This is a genomic window from Pseudomonas sp. GQ91, assembly GCF_059758795.1.
Window position 1 is genome coordinate 49,307 of sequence record NZ_JCAXED010000014.1, and the last position, 20,445, is coordinate 69,751.

Annotated in this window: 19 protein-coding genes; 4 read left to right on the plus strand and 15 right to left on the minus strand. The window is 58.2% G+C overall.

Annotation, left to right across the window (positions count from 1 at the left end; all coding sequences use genetic code 11):
- Positions 1-33: 33 nt before the first annotated feature.
- The 4 genes from glmM to rlmE all read right to left on the minus strand — a co-directional run bounded on the left by glmM (position 34) and on the right by rlmE (position 5,009).
- A complete protein-coding gene (gene glmM, locus AC6CIA_RS20400; RefSeq protein ID WP_498314600.1) occupies positions 34-1,371 on the minus strand; it encodes a phosphoglucosamine mutase in 1,338 nt (445 codons plus the stop codon).
- A 16-nt stretch (positions 1,372-1,387) separates the two neighbouring features.
- Positions 1,388-2,239 (minus strand): dihydropteroate synthase, encoded by an 852-nt coding sequence (folP, locus tag AC6CIA_RS20405; RefSeq protein WP_498314602.1) that lies wholly within the window; start codon positions 2,237-2,239, stop codon positions 1,388-1,390.
- A gap of 8 nt (positions 2,240-2,247) precedes the next feature.
- Positions 2,248-4,158: an ATP-dependent zinc metalloprotease FtsH gene (gene ftsH, locus AC6CIA_RS20410; RefSeq protein ID WP_498314604.1), complete on the minus strand. Its 1,911-nt coding sequence runs from the start codon at positions 4,156-4,158 to the stop codon at positions 2,248-2,250.
- 200 nt (positions 4,159-4,358) lie between these two features.
- Positions 4,359-5,009 (minus strand): 23S rRNA (uridine(2552)-2'-O)-methyltransferase RlmE, encoded by a 651-nt coding sequence (gene rlmE, locus AC6CIA_RS20415; protein WP_084379076.1) that lies wholly within the window; start codon positions 5,007-5,009, stop codon positions 4,359-4,361.
- A gap of 105 nt (positions 5,010-5,114) precedes the next feature.
- Between rlmE and yhbY the strand changes: the two genes are divergently transcribed.
- Positions 5,115-5,423: a ribosome assembly RNA-binding protein YhbY gene (gene yhbY / locus AC6CIA_RS20420; RefSeq protein ID WP_498314605.1), complete on the plus strand. Its 309-nt coding sequence runs from the start codon at positions 5,115-5,117 to the stop codon at positions 5,421-5,423.
- 8 nt (positions 5,424-5,431) lie between these two features.
- On the opposite strand, the gene AC6CIA_RS20425 is transcribed toward yhbY, so the two are convergent.
- The 8 genes from AC6CIA_RS20425 to grpE all read right to left on the minus strand — a co-directional run bounded on the left by AC6CIA_RS20425 (position 5,432) and on the right by grpE (position 15,898).
- Positions 5,432-5,836: an MFS transporter gene (locus AC6CIA_RS20425; RefSeq protein ID WP_498314607.1), complete on the minus strand. Its 405-nt coding sequence runs from the start codon at positions 5,834-5,836 to the stop codon at positions 5,432-5,434.
- Positions 5,837-5,864: 28 nt separating this feature from the next.
- A complete protein-coding gene (greA, locus tag AC6CIA_RS20430; RefSeq protein ID WP_339530974.1) occupies positions 5,865-6,341 on the minus strand; it encodes a transcription elongation factor GreA in 477 nt (158 codons plus the stop codon).
- On the minus strand, positions 6,338-9,559 hold the full coding sequence (carB, locus tag AC6CIA_RS20435) for a carbamoyl-phosphate synthase large subunit (RefSeq protein ID WP_498314609.1): 3,222 nt from the start codon (positions 9,557-9,559) through the stop codon (positions 6,338-6,340). The genes greA and carB overlap by 4 nt, the downstream gene beginning before the upstream one ends.
- A gap of 102 nt (positions 9,560-9,661) precedes the next feature.
- Complete coding sequence (gene carA, locus AC6CIA_RS20440; protein WP_498314611.1) at positions 9,662-10,798, minus strand: glutamine-hydrolyzing carbamoyl-phosphate synthase small subunit; 1,137 nt, start codon at positions 10,796-10,798, stop codon at positions 9,662-9,664.
- 259 nt (positions 10,799-11,057) lie between these two features.
- A complete protein-coding gene (gene dapB, locus AC6CIA_RS20445) occupies positions 11,058-11,864 on the minus strand; it encodes a 4-hydroxy-tetrahydrodipicolinate reductase (protein ID WP_498314613.1) in 807 nt (268 codons plus the stop codon).
- Positions 11,865-11,874: 10 nt separating this feature from the next.
- Positions 11,875-12,999, minus strand: a complete 1,125-nt coding sequence (gene dnaJ, locus AC6CIA_RS20450) for a molecular chaperone DnaJ (protein WP_084379069.1) — start codon at positions 12,997-12,999, stop codon at positions 11,875-11,877.
- A 319-nt stretch (positions 13,000-13,318) separates the two neighbouring features.
- Positions 13,319-15,235 (minus strand): molecular chaperone DnaK, encoded by a 1,917-nt coding sequence (dnaK, locus tag AC6CIA_RS20455; protein ID WP_498314615.1) that lies wholly within the window; start codon positions 15,233-15,235, stop codon positions 13,319-13,321.
- A gap of 102 nt (positions 15,236-15,337) precedes the next feature.
- Positions 15,338-15,898: a nucleotide exchange factor GrpE gene (gene grpE, locus AC6CIA_RS20460; protein WP_339530981.1), complete on the minus strand. Its 561-nt coding sequence runs from the start codon at positions 15,896-15,898 to the stop codon at positions 15,338-15,340.
- Positions 15,899-16,152: 254 nt separating this feature from the next.
- Between grpE and recN the strand changes: the two genes are divergently transcribed.
- Positions 16,153-17,826 carry a DNA repair protein RecN gene (recN, locus tag AC6CIA_RS20465; RefSeq protein ID WP_498314616.1) on the plus strand — a complete coding sequence of 558 codons (1,674 nt, stop codon included), beginning with the start codon at positions 16,153-16,155 and terminating at the stop codon, positions 17,824-17,826.
- 95 nt (positions 17,827-17,921) lie between these two features.
- Here recN and fur read toward each other — a convergent pair whose 3' ends face one another.
- A complete protein-coding gene (gene fur, locus AC6CIA_RS20470; protein WP_003176156.1) occupies positions 17,922-18,326 on the minus strand; it encodes a ferric iron uptake transcriptional regulator in 405 nt (134 codons plus the stop codon).
- Between the two features lie 98 nt (positions 18,327-18,424).
- Between fur and AC6CIA_RS20475 the strand changes: the two genes are divergently transcribed.
- Positions 18,425-18,952 (plus strand): outer membrane protein assembly factor BamE, encoded by a 528-nt coding sequence (locus tag AC6CIA_RS20475; RefSeq protein ID WP_498314618.1) that lies wholly within the window; start codon positions 18,425-18,427, stop codon positions 18,950-18,952.
- Positions 18,953-19,012: 60 nt separating this feature from the next.
- On the opposite strand, the gene AC6CIA_RS20480 is transcribed toward AC6CIA_RS20475, so the two are convergent.
- Entirely contained in the window at positions 19,013-19,327 is a 315-nt protein-coding gene (locus tag AC6CIA_RS20480) for an RnfH family protein (protein WP_498314619.1), read from the minus strand.
- On the minus strand, positions 19,320-19,754 hold the full coding sequence (locus AC6CIA_RS20485) for a type II toxin-antitoxin system RatA family toxin (protein ID WP_498314620.1): 435 nt from the start codon (positions 19,752-19,754) through the stop codon (positions 19,320-19,322). Before AC6CIA_RS20485 ends, AC6CIA_RS20480 begins: the two co-directional genes overlap by 8 nt.
- A 168-nt stretch (positions 19,755-19,922) precedes the next feature.
- On the opposite strand from AC6CIA_RS20485, the gene smpB reads away from it, so the two are divergent.
- A complete protein-coding gene (smpB, locus tag AC6CIA_RS20490) occupies positions 19,923-20,405 on the plus strand; it encodes an SsrA-binding protein SmpB (protein ID WP_084379062.1) in 483 nt (160 codons plus the stop codon).
- Positions 20,406-20,445 lie beyond the last annotated feature (40 nt).

The following is a 20,445-nucleotide window of genomic DNA, read 5'->3' on the forward strand; positions in this document are numbered from 1 at the left end:
TTACCCAACCGCATCAACACTGGCAAGCCGAATTCAGGCGCAAACTTCAGTTACCAGTTTTGCCAGCTCTTCGGCATAGCCGCGAACCTGCGTTTCGTCGTCACCTTCGACCATGACACGCACCAAAGGCTCCGTTCCCGACTTGCGCAACAAAACCCGGCCACGGCCCGCCATAGCAACGGTAACGCGCTCACAGGCTTCCTTGATCGCCGGGTGCTCGATAGGGTTTTCACCGCCGGCGAAACGAACGTTAAGCAAGACTTGCGGACATTTGCGCAACGCCTGACGTGCCTGGGCAAGACTTTCTTCACGGCGACGCAAGGCCAACAGCACCTGCAGCGCGGCGATGATCGCATCCCCGGTGGTCGTGTGCTGGAAGCAAACGATATGCCCCGAGTTTTCACCCCCGACCAGCCAGTTGCGCTCCAGCAAATCGGCGATCACGTAACGGTCGCCAACGTTCGCGCGCACAAACGGAATCCCCAGGTCCGCCAGGGCCAATTCCAGCCCCAGATTACTCATCAGGGTGCCGACAACACCACCTTGCAGCTTGTTACGCTCATGCAGGTCGCGGGCAATGATGAACAAAAGGTCATCGCCGTCGACTATGGCACCCGTGTGATCAACCATCAGCACCCGGTCGCCATCGCCATCGAAGGCAATCCCAAGATCGGCGTGCTCAGCCAATACCGCGGCCTGCAGCTGCTCCATATGGGTCGAGCCGCAGTTATCGTTGATGTTCAGGCCGTTAGGCTGGGCCGACAACACTGTGACCTGCGCGCCCAATTCCTTGAACACGCTGGGGGCAACCTTGTAGGTCGCGCCATGAGCACAGTCGATGACCACCTTGAGGCCTGCGAAATTGGTACTGGTGGGCACGCTGCTTTTGCAGAACTCAATATAACGACCGGAAGCATCGTTAATCCGCGAAACCTTGCCCAGCTTGCTCGACTCGACGACAGTCATCGGCGCATCCAGCAGCTCTTCAATCATGTGTTCGATCTCGTCCGGCAGCTTGGTGCCCTGGCCCGAGAAGAACTTGATGCCATTGTCATCATGGGGATTGTGCGAAGCACTGATCACGATACCGGCTTCAGCGTGAAAGGTGCGTGTCAGGTAAGCGATCGCCGGCGTAGGCATCGGCCCCAGCAGCATCACATCAGCCCCGGCGGCAGACAGGCCCGCCTCAAGCGCGGACTCGAACATGTAACCCGAAATTCGCGTGTCCTTGCCTACCAGGATGCGGCACGCACCCATACTGCGAAACGCCATGCCAGCCGCCCAACCGAGCTTGAGCATAAAGTCTGGAGTGATAGGAAACTCGCCGACCCGACCACGAATACCGTCGGTGCCAAAATATTTTTTAGTCATAAGTGCTCCATCATTCTTATTCGGCTGATTCTACTGCTTCAATCATCCGTACCACGTCCATCGTCTCGGCAACGTCATGCACGCGCAAGATGCGCGCACCCTTGACCAGCGCAAGCGCCGCGAGAGCCAGGCCGCCATGCAGCCGCTCCCCCACCGGACGATTCAATGCCATGCCTATCATGCTCTTGCGCGAAACGCCGACCAATAGCGGCCGACCAAGGGCATGCAGGGCCTCCATATGCTTGAACAGACTTAAATTGTGCTGCAGGGTCTTGGCAAAGCCAAACCCTGGATCGAGAATAATCCGCTCGGGAGCAATGCCGACCGTGGCGCACTGCGCAATGCGCTCGGCGAGAAACGCAGTCACTTCACCCACGAGATTGCCGTAGCGCGGGTCATCCTGCATCGTTCCAGGTTCGCCGAGCATATGCATCAGGCATACCGGCAACCCGGTCGCAGCCGCGGCATCAAGCGCTCCGTCACGCTGCAACGAGCGCACATCATTGATCAATCCGGCGCCCAGGCGAGCGGTTTCACGCATGACAGCCGGCGTCGAGGTGTCCACCGAGATGATCACATCAAGCTCGCCATGGATACGCTCGACAATCGGCGCAACACGCTCCAACTCCTCCAGCGGCGAAACAGCACGCGCACCGGGACGAGTCGACTCGCCGCCCACATCGATCAAAGTCGCACCCGCAGCAACCATCGCCTCGGCATGACGCAGCGCCGCATCAAGCTGGCTGAAGCGCCCACCATCGGAAAAGGAGTCTGGAGTTACATTGAGAATACCCATGACATGCGCACGGGCCAAATCAAGAACCCGGCTGCCGCAAGGCAACCGGGTGGAGGGCAACACAGAAGTCATTTCAAACCTTAAAGGTCGGCAGCCGGGCCGCCAATCGGGGCATCAGGACGCTCGTTCTGTACTACTGGCGGAGTGCCCGAAGTCCCCGAGCCACCTTCCCAATCCTTAGGTTCACGCGGCGTACGCCCCGCCATGATGTCGTCGATCTGCTCGGCATCAATGGTTTCGTACTTCATCAAGGCATCCGCCATGGCATCGAGCTTGTCGCGGTTATCCGTCAGGATCTGCTTGGCCGTGCCATAGCACTGGTCAATGATACTGCGCACCTCGGAGTCGATCAGTTTGGCTGTCTCGCCCGAGAAGCTGGCACCTTGACCACCACCGCCACGCCCCAGGAATACTTCGCCTTCTTCCTCGGCATACATCAATGGACCCAGTTTCTCGGACAGACCCCACTTAGTGACCATGTTTCGCGCAATCTGGCTGGCGCGCATGATGTCATTGGAGGCGCCCGTGGTCACACCGTCGAAGCCCAGCGTCATCTCTTCGGCAATCCGCCCGCCGTACAGCGAGCAGATCTGGCTGATCAAGGCCCGCTTGGAGAGGCTGTAGCGGTCTTCTTCCGGAAGGAACATGGTGACACCCAGTGCGCGACCACGTGGGATGATCGAGACCTTGTAGACCGGGTCATGCTCAGGCACGACACGACCGACAATGGCGTGGCCAGCCTCGTGATAAGCGGTGTTCTGCTTCTCTTTTTCGGACATGACCATCGATTTGCGCTCGGCGCCCATCATGATCTTGTCTTTCGCCAGTTCAAATTCCTTCATTTCAACGATGCGCTTGCCGGTACGGGCGGCAAACAGCGACGCTTCGTTGACCAGGTTGGCCAGGTCGGCACCGGAGAAACCCGGTGTACCACGGGCGATCACGGCCGGAGCCACGTCGTCGCCCATCGGCACTTTGCGCATATGCACTTTGAGGATCTGCTCACGGCCACGGATATCCGGCAGGCCGACCACTACCTGACGGTCGAAACGCCCTGGACGCAACAGCGCAGGGTCAAGCACGTCAGGTCGGTTGGTCGCGGCAATCACGATGATGCCATCGTTCATTTCGAAGCCATCCATCTCGACCAGCAACTGGTTGAGGGTCTGCTCACGCTCGTCGTGACCACCGCCCATGCCGGCGCCACGATGGCGACCCACAGCGTCGATCTCATCGATGAAGATGATGCATGGCGCGTGCTTTTTGGCCTGCTCGAACATGTCACGCACACGACTCGCACCGACACCGACGAACATTTCAACGAAGTCAGAACCGGAAATGGTGAAGAACGGGACCTTGGCTTCACCAGCGATGGCCTTGGCCAACAGGGTTTTACCGGTACCCGGAGGACCGACCATCAGCACACCGCGAGGAATACGACCACCGAGGCGCTGGAACTTGCCCGGATCGCGCAGGAACTCGACCAACTCACCGACTTCTTCCTTGGCTTCGTCGCAACCCGCGACGTCAGCCAGCGTAGTCTTCACCTGGTCTTCGGAAAGCAGCCGCGCCTTGCTCTTGCCAAAGCTCATCGGCCCGCCCTTGCCTCCCGCGCCACCTTGCATCTGGCGCATGAAGAACATGAACACGGCAATAATCACCAGGATCGGGAAGCTGGCCACCAGAAGCTGGGTCCAGATGCTCTGCTGCTCAGGCTGCTTGCCCTCAACGATGACTTTGTTATCCACAAGATCGCCGATCAAGCCATTGTCCTGGATCGCCGGACGGATGGTCTTGAAGCTGTCGCCATCGTTGCGCTTACCAGTAATCACGTAGCCATCGACGGCGACGCGTTCGACCTTGCCATCCTTGACTTGCTGGATGAAGTCGGAATAGTTGAGGGTCTGCGGCTCGTTAGGGCTGGAGAAGTTGTTCATCACCGTCACCAGGACTGCCGCGATGATCAACCACAGGATCAGATTCTTTGCCATATCGTTCAATTAACTACCCTCTGAAGCAAGCTCCGCTACTGGCGCGCGCTTCGCATGATATTCACCGGCCTAACTTACTACATTACCTACAACTCTGGCAGGCGCCGTCTGTAACCCTTTGTGAAACTTTGACTACACAATATTCGTAAAGCTTCATGACGAAAGCGATATAAAAAAACCTATCGACTCCCTTGAATCTCTTAAAGACGCTCCTCACTGGCGGCACCTTCAATGCCACGGTACCCGCGGCCCAGCAAATACTGCTCGCGGGACCGGTCTCTCGAGGAGTCAGGCTTGCGCGTCTGAACCTTGTCGAACAGCTTGCGCATGTTCTTGTGGTATTCGTCAAAACCTTCACCCAGGAAGACCTTGACCAAAAAATCACCGCCAGGACGCAAAACCCGCCCGGCCAGATCCAATGCCAATTCACAGAGGAACATCGCACGTGGCATATCCACGGCGGGTAATCCACTCATATTGGGGGCCATATCGGAAATCACAAGGTCTACCTGCGAATTTCCAACGGCCTCGAGAATCTGGGCCAACACGTCGTCCCGGGTAAAATCGCCGTGAACGAAGGTCACGTCGGGAATACTGTCCATTTCCAGGATATCGGACGCAATCAATCGACCTTGCCCACCAATCAGACGACTGGTCACCTGGGACCAGCCACCCGGGGCCGCGCCAAGATCGATAACGCTCATGCCTGGTCGGATCAACTTGTCCTTTTCCTGGATCTCAAGCAGCTTGTAGCTGGCCCGGGAACGGTAGCCATCCTTTTGCGCCTTTTTGACGTAAGGATCGTTGAAATGCTCTTTGAGCCAGTTAAGGCTGGTTTTGGAACGGGCCACGGGCCACCTCGAAAATAAAACGGGTCGTGATTAACTGGGCGGTCCCGGACTCGCTCGGGTAAACTGGCCGCCGCTTTTTACAAGATCAGACGCAGGGGTCAGATTATGCCGCTCACTCAAGAGCAGAAGAAACAGTACAAATCCATTGGCCACCATCTGAAACCAGTTTTGATTGTGGCTGATAACGGTTTGACTGAAGGTGTGTTAGCCGAGCTTGAACGCGCATTGAGCGATCACGAACTCATCAAGATCAAGGTCAGCATCCCGGATCGTGAAGCCCGCCTCGCCGCGATTGCAGAACTCTGCAAGTCCGGCAAAGCCGATCTGGTTCAGGTCATCGGCAAGATGGCACTGCTGTATCGCAAGAACTTCAGCGCCAACAAGCAACTGTCGAACGTTCATCGCTTCAAATGATACAAGGGTCATGGGCGTGCTTCGCGCGCCCTGTCACTCCATCCGGGCACCGGCTGCAAAACCAGTAACAGGCCGGAGAACCCTAGCACAAGATAGCTGAAAAGCTGCCAGCGCAACGCTTCCGGCAGCAGCATGCGCACCACGCAATACATTGCACACGCATACAACGCCATCAGCAGCAGCTGGCCACGCATATCCCGCCACAAACTCCGCAAGCCCTCGGCCTTGACCAGCACCAACGCTTGAAGCGTCACGCCCGCCGCCGCGAAACCGACCAGCAGTACGCTCAATAATCCGCCGATCTCTTCGATCAGCAACGGCGCCAGGCCAATCAGGCCCAACGCCGGCACTACACCGAGATGCAATAGCCACACACCACCCACCCAAAGCATCTGGGTCAGTTGCCAGAGCATTGCGCCCGCACGAAACGGGCGCCACGGGTCAGATGTGACGAACTTCGACAATCTCGTACTCGATCACGCCACCTGGCGTTTTGACGGCCACCACATCACCCTCTTCCTTGGCGATCAAGGCGCGAGCAATCGGTGAACCGACAGAGATCTTGCCTTGCTTGATGTCCGCTTCGTCCTCACCCACGATGTGGTAAGTCACGCTTTCATCCGTCTCGACGTTGGCAATTTCCACGGTGGTACCGAAAATCACTTTGCCGGTGTGCGGGATGGTCGTGACATCGATAATCACTGCATTCTGCATGCGACCTTCGATATCACGGATCCGCGCCTCGACCATACCTTGCTGCTCACGGGCAGCATGGTATTCAGCGTTTTCCTTCAAGTCGCCCAACTCGCGAGCCGTGCCGATGTCCTGGCTGAGCTTCGGACGAACGACCTTGGTCAGGTGAGCGTGCTCCTCTTCCAGGGCCTTGGCGCCCTGGACGGTCATTGGGTATTTGATCATGCCTTCAATCCTGCGTGTAGATCCTGCAAGCGGCGCACGGTCTTTTCCGGACCGAACTTGAGCGCTTCGCAGATAGCTTCGCCAGCAGCAATAGTGGTGGTGCAGTAGATCTTGTGCTGCAAGGCGTTACGACGAATGGAATAGGAATCCGCGATCGACTGGCGACCTTCGGTGGTGTTGATGATCAGCGTGACTTCGTCATTCTTGATCATGTCGACCACGTGCGGACGGCCTTCCGTTACCTTGTTCACGCGGCGCACTTTCAGGCCTGCCGCTTCGATCAGCTTGGCAGTCCCGGCGGTAGCCACGACTTCGAAGCCCAAGTTGATCAGATCACGGGCCACGCCTGCAACCAGTGGCTTGTCGTCATCACGCACACTGATGAAGGCCGTCCCGCCGGTCGGCAGCACTTCACTGGCGCCCATCTGGGCCTTGGCGAACGCTTCACCGAAGGTGTCGCCGACGCCCATCACTTCACCCGTGGACTTCATTTCAGGGCCCAGGATCGGGTCCACGCCAGGGAACTTGGCGAATGGGAACACCGCCTCTTTCACACTGTAGAAGTTCGGAATGATTTCCTTGGTGAAACCGATTTCCTTCAAGGTCTTACCGGCCATCACACGCGCCGCGACCATCGCCAGGGACACGCCAATGCACTTGGATACGAACGGCACGGTACGCGAAGCGCGCGGGTTGACTTCAATGACGTAGATATCCTCGCCTTGCAGCGCCAACTGGACGTTCATCAGGCCGACCACGCCCAACTCCAGGGCCATTTTCTTGACCTGCTCGCGCATCTCGTCCTGGATGTGCGCGGGCAGCGAGTATGGCGGCAGGGAGCACGCGGAGTCACCGGAGTGCACGCCGGCTTGCTCGATATGCTGCATGATCGCACCGATCACCACGTCTTTGCCGTCACAGACCGCATCCACGTCCATCTCGATGGCGCAGTTGAGGAAGTGGTCGAGCAGCACCGGGCTGTCGTTGGAGACTTTCACCGCATCACGCAGGTAACGCTTGAGTTCATCTTCTTCGTAGACGATTTCCATCGCCCGGCCGCCCAATACGTAGGACGGACGCACCACCAGCGGGTACCCGATCTTGCTGGCCGCACGAATGGCTTCGTCTTCACTGCGCACAGTGGCGTTTGGCGGCTGACGCAGGTTCAGGCGCTCGACCATCTGCTGGAAGCGCTCACGGTCTTCCGCACGGTCGATGGCATCAGGGCTGGTGCCGATGATCGGCACACCAGCGGCTTCCAGGGCACGCGCCAGTTTCAACGGGGTCTGGCCGCCGTACTGGACGATCACGCCTTTCGGCTTCTCGACGCGGACGATTTCCAACACGTCTTCCAGGGTCACCGGCTCGAAGTACAAGCGATCGGAGGTGTCGTAGTCGGTGGAAACCGTTTCCGGGTTGCAGTTGACCATGATGGTCTCGTAACCATCGTCGCGCAGGGCGAGCGCGGCGTGAACACAGCAATAGTCGAACTCGATGCCCTGGCCGATACGGTTTGGCCCGCCGCCGAGGATCATGATCTTGTCGCGGCCCGACGGTGCGGCCTCGCACTCTTCCTCGTAAGTCGAGTAGAGATAGGCGGTGTCGGTGGAAAACTCTGCCGCGCAGGTATCAACGCGCTTGTAGACCGGGAAGATTTCCAGCTTGTGACGATGGGTCCGCAGGTTTTTCTCGGTCACGCCCAGCAGTTTGGCCAGACGCTGATCGGAGAAGCCCTTGCGCTTGAGACGGAACATCAGGTCGCGGTCGATGGCGGACAGGCCAAGCGTCTTGACCTTCTCTTCTTCCTTGATCAGATCTTCGATCTGCACCAGGAACCACGGATCGATCATGTTCATGCCGAAGATATCTTCGACGCTCAGACCGGCGCGGAACGCATCCGCCACGTACCAGATACGCTCGGCGCCCGGCACGGTCAGCTCGCGCTTGAGCACGCTCATGCTTTCCGGGTTGCTCAGGTCGAGCTTCTCGTCCAGGCCGCAAACCCCCACTTCGAGGCCGCGCAGGGCTTTCTGCAGGGACTCCTGGAAGGTCCGGCCAATCGCCATGACTTCGCCAACCGACTTCATTTGCGTGGTCAGGCGGGCGTCGGCCTTGGCGAACTTCTCGAAGGCAAAACGTGGCAGCTTGGTAACCACGTAGTCGATGGAAGGCTCGAAGGACGCCGGGGTCTTGCCACCGGTGATGTCGTTCGACAGCTCATCCAGGGTGTAACCGACTGCCAGCTTGGCCGCGACCTTGGCGATCGGGAAGCCGGTGGCTTTCGAGGCCAGGGCCGACGAACGAGATACTCGCGGGTTCATTTCGATCACAACCATGCGACCGGTGTTCGGGCAGATACCGAACTGAACGTTGGAACCGCCGGTTTCCACGCCGATCTCGCGCAGTACCGCCAAGGAGGCGTTACGCAGGATCTGGTATTCCTTGTCGGTCAGGGTCTGCGCAGGAGCCACGGTGATCGAGTCACCGGTGTGCACGCCCATCGGGTCGAAGTTTTCGATGGAGCAGACGATGATGCAGTTGTCCTTCTTATCGCGGACAACCTCCATTTCGTATTCTTTCCAACCGATCAGCGATTCGTCGATCAGCAGTTCCTTGGTCGGCGACAGATCCAGGCCACGGGCGCAGATTTCTTCGAACTCTTCACGGTTGTAAGCGATGCCACCACCGGTGCCGCCCATGGTGAAGGACGGGCGAATGATGCACGGAAAGCCCAGGGTCTCGAGGACCGCGTTGGCTTCTTCCATGCTGTGGGCGATCCCCGAACGCGGGCACGCCAGGCCGATGGATTTCATGGCTTTGTCGAAGCGCGAACGGTCTTCGGCCTTGTCGATGGTGTCGGCATTGGCACCGATCATCTCTACGCCGAACTTCTCCAGAACGCCTTCACGCTCCAGGTCCAGGGCGCAGTTCAGCGCAGTCTGGCCACCCATGGTCGGCAACAAAGCGTCCGGACGCTCTTTCTCGATGATCTTGGCAACGGTCTGCCACTTGATCGGCTCGATGTAAGTGGCGTCGGCCATGGCCGGGTCGGTCATGATGGTGGCCGGGTTGGAGTTCACCAGAATGACGCGATAACCCTCTTCGCGCAGGGCTTTACAAGCCTGGGCGCCGGAGTAGTCGAATTCGCAGGCCTGGCCGATCACGATCGGGCCAGCGCCGAGAATCAGGATGCTTTTTATGTCTGTACGTTTTGGCATGGGTTTGTCACTCGAATCCGCAGGTCAGTCGGCAAGCCGTCTTGAACAATCTTTGAAGCGCCCGAGGGGCCACCGGTCTCCGGGGCCGCTCGGCACACTCAGTCAGCGTCGCTTGGCCATTTCAGTGATGAAACGGTCGAACAGCGGCGCTACGTCGTTCGGGCCCGGGCTTGCTTCAGGGTGGCCCTGGAAGCTGAACGCGCTCTTGTCGGTGCGCTCGATGCCTTGCAGGGAGCCGTCGAACAGCGACTTGTGAATCGCCCGCACGTTGGCCGGCAAAGTCGCCTCATCCACGGCAAAACCGTGGTTCTGGCTGGTGATCATCACAACGCCCGTGTCCAGGTCCTGCACAGGGTGGTTGGCACCGTGGTGGCCATGGCCCATTTTCAGGGTCTTGGCACCGGAGGCCAGCGCCAGCAATTGGTGACCCAGGCAGATACCGAATACCGGGATCTCGGTTTCCAGTACTTCCTTGATGGCCTGGATGGCATAGTCGCAAGGCTCGGGGTCACCCGGGCCGTTGGACAGGAATACGCCGTCCGGTTGCAGGGCCAGTACATCACTGGCTGGAGTCTGTGCGGGCACCACGGTCACGCGGCAACCGCGCTCGACCAGCATGCGCAGGATGTTGTACTTGACGCCGTAGTCGTAGGCCACGACATGGTAGGGCAAGTCGGCGGCGTCGAGCGTCGCGTGGCTGTCGGTCTTCAAGTCCCAGACAGTGGAGCGCCACTCGTACTTTTCCTGGGTGCTGACGACTTTCGCCAGGTCCATGCCTTTCAGGCCAGGGAAACCTTGGGCCGCGGCGATTGCCGCGTCTTCGGAGATATTCTCACCGACCATGATGCAGCCATTCTGCGAGCCTTTTTCACGCAGGATGCGTGTCAGGCGACGCGTATCGATACCTGCGATAGCCACCACGTTATTGGCTTTCAGGTAATCGGACAGGGACATCGTGTTACGCCAGTTGCTCGCAACCAGTGGCAGGTCGCGGATCACCAGGCCTGCCGACCAGACACGGTCCGACTCGACATCTTCCGGTGTAGTACCGGTGTTGCCGATGTGCGGGTAGGTCAGGGTAACGATCTGCTGGGCGTAGGAAGGATCGGTAAGGATTTCCTGATAGCCGGTCATGGCGGTGTTGAACACCACCTCTCCAACGGTTTGACCGTCGGCTCCAATGGCTTCGCCGCGAAAAATGCTGCCATCAGCAAGGGCGAGTATGGCTGGCTTAGTCAAGAAGACCTCCCGTAAATAAAGCCTGAAAGGGCGATCGCAGGTTGCAAAAAAGCGGAGTGACGTATGGACACGTCACCCCGCTTCTTCACTGAATTATTCTGCGCGCTTTTAGTGGACACACTAAAGCTGTAGCTTACAGAAAAAGGCTTTTTTGGTCCACCGCTAATGAGCCTTAAAGGCAGGAGAATGCGACAGGACGTCGCCTAGCGGGTAAAAACGGGGCCTCATGATAATTCCAAGGCCCCGCTTTAGCTACTGCTTAGTGCAGATCGAGCACGTCACGCATGTCGTACAGGCCCGGCTCACGCCCTTCCAACCAGAGCGCGGCACGTACCGCGCCCTTGGCAAAGGTCATGCGACTGGAGGCCTTGTGCGTAATCTCCAGGCGCTCGCCTTCGGTGGCAAACAGCACGGTGTGATCGCCGACCACATCGCCGCCGCGCACGGTCGCAAACCCAATGGTGTCACGCGCACGCGCACCGGTGTGCCCCTCACGACCGTACACCGCCACCCTCGACAGATCACGACCCAACGCCTCGGCGACAGCCTCACCCATACGCAGCGCCGTACCCGACGGAGCGTCGATCTTGTGCCGGTGATGGGTCTCGATGATTTCGATATCAGCCTCATCCCCCAGCACACGTGCCGCCATATCAAGCAGCTTCAGCGACAGATTGACGCCGACACTGAAATTGGCCGCGAACACGATCGGAATATCCTTGCCCGCATTCACCAACAACTGCTTCTGCTCAACACTCAAGCCCGTGGTACCGATGACCATCGCCTTGCCCGCCTTGCGGCAGAACGCTAGGTTCTTCAGCATCACCTCCGGCAGCGTGAAGTCGATCAACACATCGAACTCGTCGGCGACTTTTTCCAGACTGCCGGACAACGACACACCGATTCGCCCCAGGGACGCCAACTCACCCGCATCCGCACCGATCAGGGTGCTGCCAGGGCGAACAATCGCCGCCGTCAGCCCGGAGGCCGGCGAGCGCTGCTGCACCGCCTCGACCAAGGTCTTGCCCATACGTCCGGCAGCGCCCATCACCGCTATACGTCGCATACTCACGTCCTTACAGGTCGCCGAAGAAGCGCTTCACGCCTTCGAACCAGCCAGTGGTTTTTGGCGAATGCGTGTCATCACCCGCCAACGAACTGCGCAACTCTTCCAGCAGTTCACGCTGACGACGGCCCAGATTCACCGGCGTTTCTACCGCCACGCGGCACATCAAGTCGCCTGCCCCACCACCGCGCACTGGCGCCACGCCTTTGCCACGGATACGGAACTGCTTGCCGGTCTGCGTGCCCTCGGGGATCTTGAGCTTGACCCGACCATCCAGCGTCGGAATCTCCAACTCTCCACCCAGGGCCGCATCGACAAAGCTGATTGGCACTTCACAGAACAGATGCTTGCCGTCGCGCTGGAAGATCGAGTGCTCACGCACATTGATCACCACATACAGGTCGCCGGTTGGACCCCCTTGAGCCCCCGCCTCGCCCTCGCCGGACAGACGGATGCGGTCGCCCGTATCAACCCCGGCCGGCACTTTTACCGACAGGGTCTTGTACTCTTCGACACGCCCTTCGCCATGGCAGGAGTCGCACGGATCAGAAATGATCTTGCCCTGGCCATGGCAGCGCGGACAGGTCTGCTGCACCGAGAAAAAACCTTGCTGCATGCGTACCTGACCGATACCACCACAGGTCGGACAGGTGATCGGCGAGGACCCTTTCTTCGCCCCCGAACCGTCACACGGCTTGCAGTTGACCAGCGTCGGAACGCGGATATTGACGCTGGTGCCACGCACAGCTTCTTCGAGGTTCAGTTCCAGGGTGTAGCGCAGGTCACTGCCACGCTGGGCGCCGCCCCGCTGGCCACCGCGACCGCCACCAAAAAAGTCACTGAACACATCACCGAAAATATCCGAGAAGTTCTGCCCGCCAAACCCGGCTCCGCCGCCACCCATACTCGGGTCCACACCGGCATGACCATACTGATCGTAGGCCGCCCGCTTGTTCGGATCACACAGGCATTCGTAGGCCTCGTTGGCCTCTTTGAACAATTCTTCGGATTCTTTGTTATCCGGATTACGGTCCGGGTGATGCTTCATTGCCAGGCGACGATAGGCCTTTTTCAGGTCCGCCTCGCTGGCGCCTCGCTCAACACCCAACACTTCGTAATAGTCACGCTTTGCCATAAGTCTTTATACCCTTAAGGACGTTCGGCAAACCCCTCCTGAGCCTCGCCAAACTCGTTGAGCCCCAATACAGGCCCGGACCCAACTCACGTCAATTTCAACGATCCTGGTCTTGGATTATTTCAGCCGGGAACCTGGCTGAAAAAAGCGGTGCCTGTCGATCGCAAAGCAGGAGCATTCCCGATCACACCGCCAGCATCCGACTGCTGTCGCATGCTGTAAAAATTCGCTTACCCCAGACACGCCAACGCGGGAGCAAGCTCCCGCGCGGCGACATCCTACCAGTCACCGCTTGATAGCGGTCAACCGGACGACCAACTTACTTCTGGTCTTTGACTTCTTCGAACTCGGCATCGACAACGTCATCGTGCTTGGCTTCAGGCTCCGCCTGTTGCGGAGCACCGTCAGCCGGCTGGCCTTGTTCGGCATACATCTTCTGAGCGACTGGCGCGGAGACTTTCGACAGCTCCTCGACCTTGGCTTCGATGGCAGCCTTGTCATCACCTTTAACAGCGACTTCCAGGGCAACCACGGCCGCTTCGATAGCCGACTTCTCTTCCTCGGTCACTTTGTCACCAGCATCGGCGATCATCTTGCGCGTCGAGTGAACCAGCGCGTCGCCCTGGTTGCGGGCAGCCGCCAGCTCTTCGAACTTGCGATCTTCCTCGGAGTTGGCTTCAGCATCACGAATCATCTGCTGGATTTCTTCTTCGGACAGACCCGAGTTGGCCTTGATCACGATCGACTGAGTCTTGCCGGTAGCCTTGTCCTTGGCGCCTACGTGCAGGATACCGTTGGCGTCGATGTCGAAGGTCACTTCAATTTGTGGCACGCCACGTGGCGCTGGTGGAATCTCGGCCAGGTCGAACTTGCCCAGGGACTTGTTCTGACCGGCTTGCTTACGTTCACCTTGCAGCACGTGAATGGTCACGGCGCCCTGGTTGTCGTCGGCAGTCGAGAACACCTGGGATTTCTTGGTAGGAATCGTGGTGTTTTTCTCGATCAGCGCAGTCATCACGCCGCCCATGGTTTCAATACCCAGGGTCAGCGGGCTGACGTCCAGCAACAGCACGTCTTTCACGTCACCGGCCAATACCGCACCCTGGATGGCAGCACCCATGGCAACCGCTTCGTCCGGGTTGACGTCTTTACGTGCTTCTTTACCGAAGAACTCGGTCACTTTCTGCTGCACCAGCGGCATACGGGTCTGGCCGCCCACCAAAATCACGTCGTTGATGGAACCCACGTCGATACCGGCATCTTTCAGCGCAATGCGGCAAGGTTCGATGGTGCGCTGAACCAGGTCTTCAACCAGAGATTCCAGCTTGGCGCGGGAAATCTTCACGTTCAAGTGCTTAGGCCCGGTGGCATCGGCAGTGATGTACGGCAGATTGACGTCAGTCGACATGCTCGACGACAGCTCGATCTTGGCCTTCTCAGCGGCTTCTTTAAGACGCTGCATGGCCAGCGGATCACCCTTGAGGTTCATCCCGCTTTCTTTCTTGAATTCGTCAACGAGGTAGTCGATCAGACGAATGTCGAAGTCTTCACCACCCAGGAAGGTGTCACCGTTGGTGGCCAACACTTCGAACTGGTGCTCGCCGTCAACTTCCGCAATCTCGATCACGGAAACGTCGAAGGTACCGCCACCCAAGTCATAAACGATGACAGTGTGGTCGCCCTTGGCTTTGTCCATGCCGTAAGCCAGAGCGGCTGCGGTCGGCTCGTTGATGATGCGCTTGACGTCCAGGCCCGCGATGCGGCCGGCGTCTTTAGTGGCTTGACGCTGGCTGTCGTTGAAGTAGGCCGGAACAGTAATGACCGCCTCGGTCACCGCCTCGCCGAGATAGTCTTCGGCGGTTTTCTTCATCTTTTTCAAGACTTCGGCCGAAATCTGCGGCGCCGACATTTTGTTGCCGTTCACTTCAACCCAGGCGTCACCGTTGTCAGCCTTGGCGATTTTGTAAGGCACCATCTTGATGTCTTTCTGTACGACTTCTTCGTCGAACTTACGACCGATCAGACGCTTCACCGCGTACAGGGTGTTATGCGGATTGGTCACAGCCTGACGCTTGGCCGACTGACCGACGAGGATTTCACCGTCGTTGGCGTAAGCAATGATCGACGGCGTGGTACGCGCGCCTTCGGCGTTTTCGATAACTTTAGCTTTACCGTTTTCCATGACGGAGACGCAGGAGTTGGTGGTCCCCAGGTCGATACCGATAATTTTGCCCATGATTTACTCTCCCGAAACTTGAATTTGGTTGCCGCAGCAGTGGTGGCTAACTGCGGTAGCACTTAATCGCTTGACTTATAGATGGGGGCCTTGCGGCGGATTTCAAGCCTGCTCGTCGATAGAAGGTGCAACAGGTGCAGGCGCCTTGCTCACCACCACCATCGCCGGACGCAACAAGCGACCATTGAGCAGATACCCCTTCTGGAACACTTTCAACACACTGTTCGGCTCAAGATCATGGCTTTCCTGCATGGCCATGGCTTGATGGTGCTCGGCGTTGAACGGCTCGCCGCCTTGCGGATCGATGGCTTCAAGCTGATAACGCTTCAGGGTGTCCTGGAACATTTTCAGGGTCAGTTCGATCCCTTCGCGCATGGCGCGGATGTTTTCGTCATCCGGGTCGGACAACTCAAGACCACGCTCCAGGCTGTCAATGATCGGCAACAGATCACCGGCAAATTTTTCCAGGGCGAACTTGTGGGCTTTTTCTACATCCTGCTCGGCACGGCGGCGGACGTTCTGCAGATCGGCAGCCACACGCAAAGACTGATCCTGCGCAGCAGCCAATTGCTCTTCGAGCACTTGTACACGAGCCGCCAGGTCTTCACCGGCAGCCTGAGTGGCGTCTGGAGTTTGCGTATCCTGCGTCTGTTCGTCAGCCATAGTTATCTCCTTTCAAAATCATGCGCGAACTCAACTCGCGCTTCTGTTCCGGTATATGGGGCCACAATTTCCAGGTTCAAGGGCTCAGGTGCTACCAAAAGTCTTTCCCGTGCCATAAATCAATTCCTGCCAGCTCATTGCGCATCGCACTAAAAAAACCATTCTTTCAAACAAATCGAGCTAAGCGCCAGGATTGTCAGCTGCGAACAAAACACTGTATAAATAACCAGACCTAAAGCCTGGGAGCGGCCGTCATGCTCGTGCACCTGTCCGTACATAACTACGCCATCGTTGAACACCTGGATCTCGAACTGGATCGCGGGATGAGCGTAATCACAGGCGAAACCGGCGCCGGCAAGTCGATCATGCTCGACGCACTGGGCCTGACCCTCGGTGACCGCGCCGACAGCGGCGTCGTGCGCCCCGGCGCGGACAAGGCCGATATCCTGGCGACCTTTGACCTGGCCGACATTCCCGAAGCCAGCACCTGGCTCGCCGAACGCGACCTGGATAACGACGGCCCATGCATCCTGCGTCGCGTCATCACCGCCGAAGGACGTTCGCGCGGCTACATCAATGGCACGCCCTGCCCGCTTGGCGACCTGAAAGCGCTGGGCGAACTATTGATCGATATCCACAGCCAGCACGAACACCAATCCCTGCTGAAAACCGACACCCACCGCCGCCTCCTGGATGAATACGCCGGCGCCACCGAGCTGGCGCGCCAGGTACACCTGGCAGCACAGCGCTGGCGCCAGACGCGCCTGGAGCTGGAACGCCTTTCCAACTCCGGCGACGAACAACGCGCCCGCCACCAACTGCTCAGCTATCAGCTGGAAGAGCTGGAAAGCCTGGGCCTGGGCGAAACAGAACTGGAACAACTGGAGCAGGAACACAAGAACCTGACAAATGCCGAAACCCTGCTGGGCATTTGCCGGCAGGTGGTTGAGCAATGCAGCGAAAGTGATTCAGGGAATGTATTGAATGCGCTGACCGCCAGCCTCAATCGCCTGTCGAGCGTAAACAGCGGCTCTGGATCACTGAGCGAGGCCACCACCTTGTTGACCAGCGCACAGATCCAGGTAGAAGAAGCCGTAGGCGAGCTGAACCGCTTCCTTGACCATTTCGACGCCGACCCGGCACGCCTTCAGGAAATCGAAGAACGCCTCGACACTATTTATACACTGGCGCGTAAACATCGAATCCAGCCGACCGAAGTCGCCGCCCTGCAGCAAAAGCTGCTGGACGAGATCGAAACCCTGAATGCCAATGACGAGTCCATCGAACGCCTCGGGGATGAGCTGTCCTCCTTTGCCCGTCACTATCAGGAAAAAGCCCGGGAATTGAGCGATCTGCGGCATCAGGCGGCCAAAGGACTCGCCGAGGCCGTGGAACAGGAAATTCAGCGACTGGGCATGCCCGGCGGACGCTTCACCATTGAGCTGCACGCCAACACCAGCGATGAATTGCTGCCCAACGGCCTGGAGCAGGTCGAGTTGCTGGTCAGCGCCAACCCCGGTCAACCGCTCAAGGCCCTGGCAAAAGTGGCCTCTGGTGGCGAACTGTCCAGGATCAGCCTGGCGATCCAGGTCATTACCGCCCAAACCTCACGCGTACCGACGCTGGTCTTCGACGAAGTGGACGTCGGGATCGGTGGGCCGACTGCGGAAATTGTCGGCCAACTGCTGCGTCGCCTGGGTGATCGCGGGCAAGTATTGACGGTGACCCACCTGCCACAGGTGGCCGCCCAGGGGCACCAACATTTGTTCGTGCACAAAGTGCGTGGCAACGATGCGACCCACACTGCGGTGTCCAAGCTGAACAAGACAGAGCGGGTGGAAGAAGTAGCCCGCATGCTGGGCGGTATCGATCTCACCAAGGAGTCTCTGGCCCACGCCAAGAAAATGGTCATCGCCGCCAAAGCCTGAAACTCAACCCAGCGAGATTTTCTGTTCGATGGAAAGCACGAAGGCGACCCTAGGGTCGCCTTCGATCGTTTCGCAGAACGGATCTGCGGCGTTTGTTACTTTTTCTTACGGATGTACAGGACCAGATTGTGGTCGATCAAATCGAATCCGTGTTCTTCAGCGATTTCATGCTGGAGCTTCTCGATTGCCGGACTGGTGAACTCAATAACCTCATTGGTATCCAGATCAACCATGTGGTCGTGATGACCACCATCAGCCAGCTCGAACACTGCATGACCGCCGTCGAAATTATGACGAACCACCAGCCCTGCGGCTTCAAACTGGGTCAGCACACGGTAAACCGTGGCCAGGCCGACGTCCTCGTTAGACTCCATCAGCGCCTTGTAGACATCCTCGGCACTCATGTGGCGCTGCTCAGCAGAATCGAGCATTTGTAGAATCTTGACTCGTGGCAGAGTCACTTTAAGACCGGCTTTGCGTAGTTCGCTATTTTCAACCATGGTTAGCTTTCTCGCGGATGCTGCTTCGCAGCTTCTCTTAATACGGGTATGATCGGCGTTTACGTTGTCCCAGCCAAGATAGTGGAAGTCGCCCACCGATGCAAAACACCAAGCTCTTGCTAACCAGTTTCACCTTTGTGGGACTGCTCGCACTCGCCGGTTGTTCATTCCCCGGGGTTTACAAAATCGACATCCAGCAGGGCAATGTCGTCACGCAGGACATGATAGACCAGTTACGCCCGGGAATGACCCGACGGCAAGTACGGTTTATCATGGGCAATCCCCTGCTGACCGACACATTCCATGCCGATCGCTGGGATTATCTCTATAGCCTGCAGCCTGGAGGCGGGGAACGCCAACAGGAGCGCGTCAGCGTCATCTTCAATGACAATGACCAACTCGTCAGCCTGTCCGGTGACTTCATGCCCGGCGTAAGCCGCGATGAAGCCTTGCTGGGCAAGGACAGCGGGACCAATGTCACGGCCCCCGCGCAAAATGTCGAGGAAGAAAAATCCGAGGTGCCGGCCAAGCCTGGTTCCTTGCTGGACCAGATCCAGAAAGACATCGATGGCGTGGAAACCGTTCCGGTTCCGACGCCAGAGCCACTGGATCCCAGCCCGCAGTAATTTCGCAACACAACAAAAAGCCCGGTATGCCGGGCTTTTTGTTGTCTGTCGTTTCACACCTCAGGCGCCTTGCTGTTTGGCCTGAGCTGCCTTGGCCGCACGTAATCGGCGCACTTCTTTCGGATCGACCAGCAATGGCCGATAAATCTCGATACGGTCGCCGCTGCGTACGACGCGAACATCAGCATCCACGACAACCTTGCCAAAAATACCCAACGGGCAATTGGCCAGATCCAACTCGGAAAACTGCGCCGAAATACCTGACGCCAACACTGCCGCCCTCAAGCTCGTATCCGGCGCGACAGACAAGGCCAGCAGCGTCTGACGCTCCACGGCGGCATAGGCCACTTCAATTTCGATCAGTGATTCAGCCATGTAACTGCTTGGCTCGCTGGCAAAATGCATCCACCAATGTATTTGCGGCCTGATTGAACAATGGCCCCAAGGTCGCCCGCACAATCGGCCCCGCGTATTCAAATGACAGATCCAGGCTGATCTTGCAGGCCTTCTCGGTCAACGCCTTGAATACCCAAACACCGTGCAACTGGGTAAACGGTCCTTCCTGCAGATTCATTTCGATGGACTGCCCAGGCACCAGGATATTGCGCGTGACGAAGTGCTGACTGAGGCCACCCTTGGCGACCCCGACACTGGCAACCATATGCTCATCAGTGCTCTCCAGCACGTCGGCCGTCGAGCACCAAGGCAGAAATTCCGGGTAACGCGCCACGTCGTTGACCAGGTCATAGAGCGCCTGCGCCGGGTAGGGCAACAGGGCCGAACGTTGAATATGCGTCGTCATGTGAGCGTTATTTCCACAGCTGAACGGCAAACATCGCGAAAAAACAGGCTGATTCGCGAAACAAAGAAACCAGAAAACTGCCCGCATTGTCCGGGATTCATCCAACACGCTCAAGCACGCAGGTTGACCGTAGCCGACGCGCTCGCAACTCCCTATAATGCCGCCCCTATGGCTAAACAAAAGAAACACCCAACAGGGACCATCGCGCAAAACAAAAAGGCGCGACACGATTACTTCATCGAACATCGGTTCGAGGCTGGCCTGGTCCTGGCCGGATGGGAAGTAAAGAGTCTGCGTGCCAGCAAGCTGCAGCTGGTCGACAGTTACGTACTGCTCAAGGATGGCGAGGCCTGGCTGCTCGGCAGTCATATCACGCCTTTGACTACGGCCAGTACCCACGTGATTGCCGATCCGGTGCGTACCCGCAAGCTGTTGCTCAACGCCCGCGAGCTGGAAAAGCTCGCAGCCGCAGTGCAGCAGAAAGGCTACGCCTGCGTCTGCCTGTCGTGGTACTGGAGCAAACACTTGGTCAAGTGCGAGATCGCCCTGGGCAAGGGCAAGAAGGAATATGACAAACGTGACACCGAGCGCGAACGCGACTCCAACCGGGAGCTGCAACGTGCCGTGCGCAACAAGGGCAAGGAAGATTGACGCGCCTTGATGCAATCAACGCTGACCAGAAAGGCTGCGC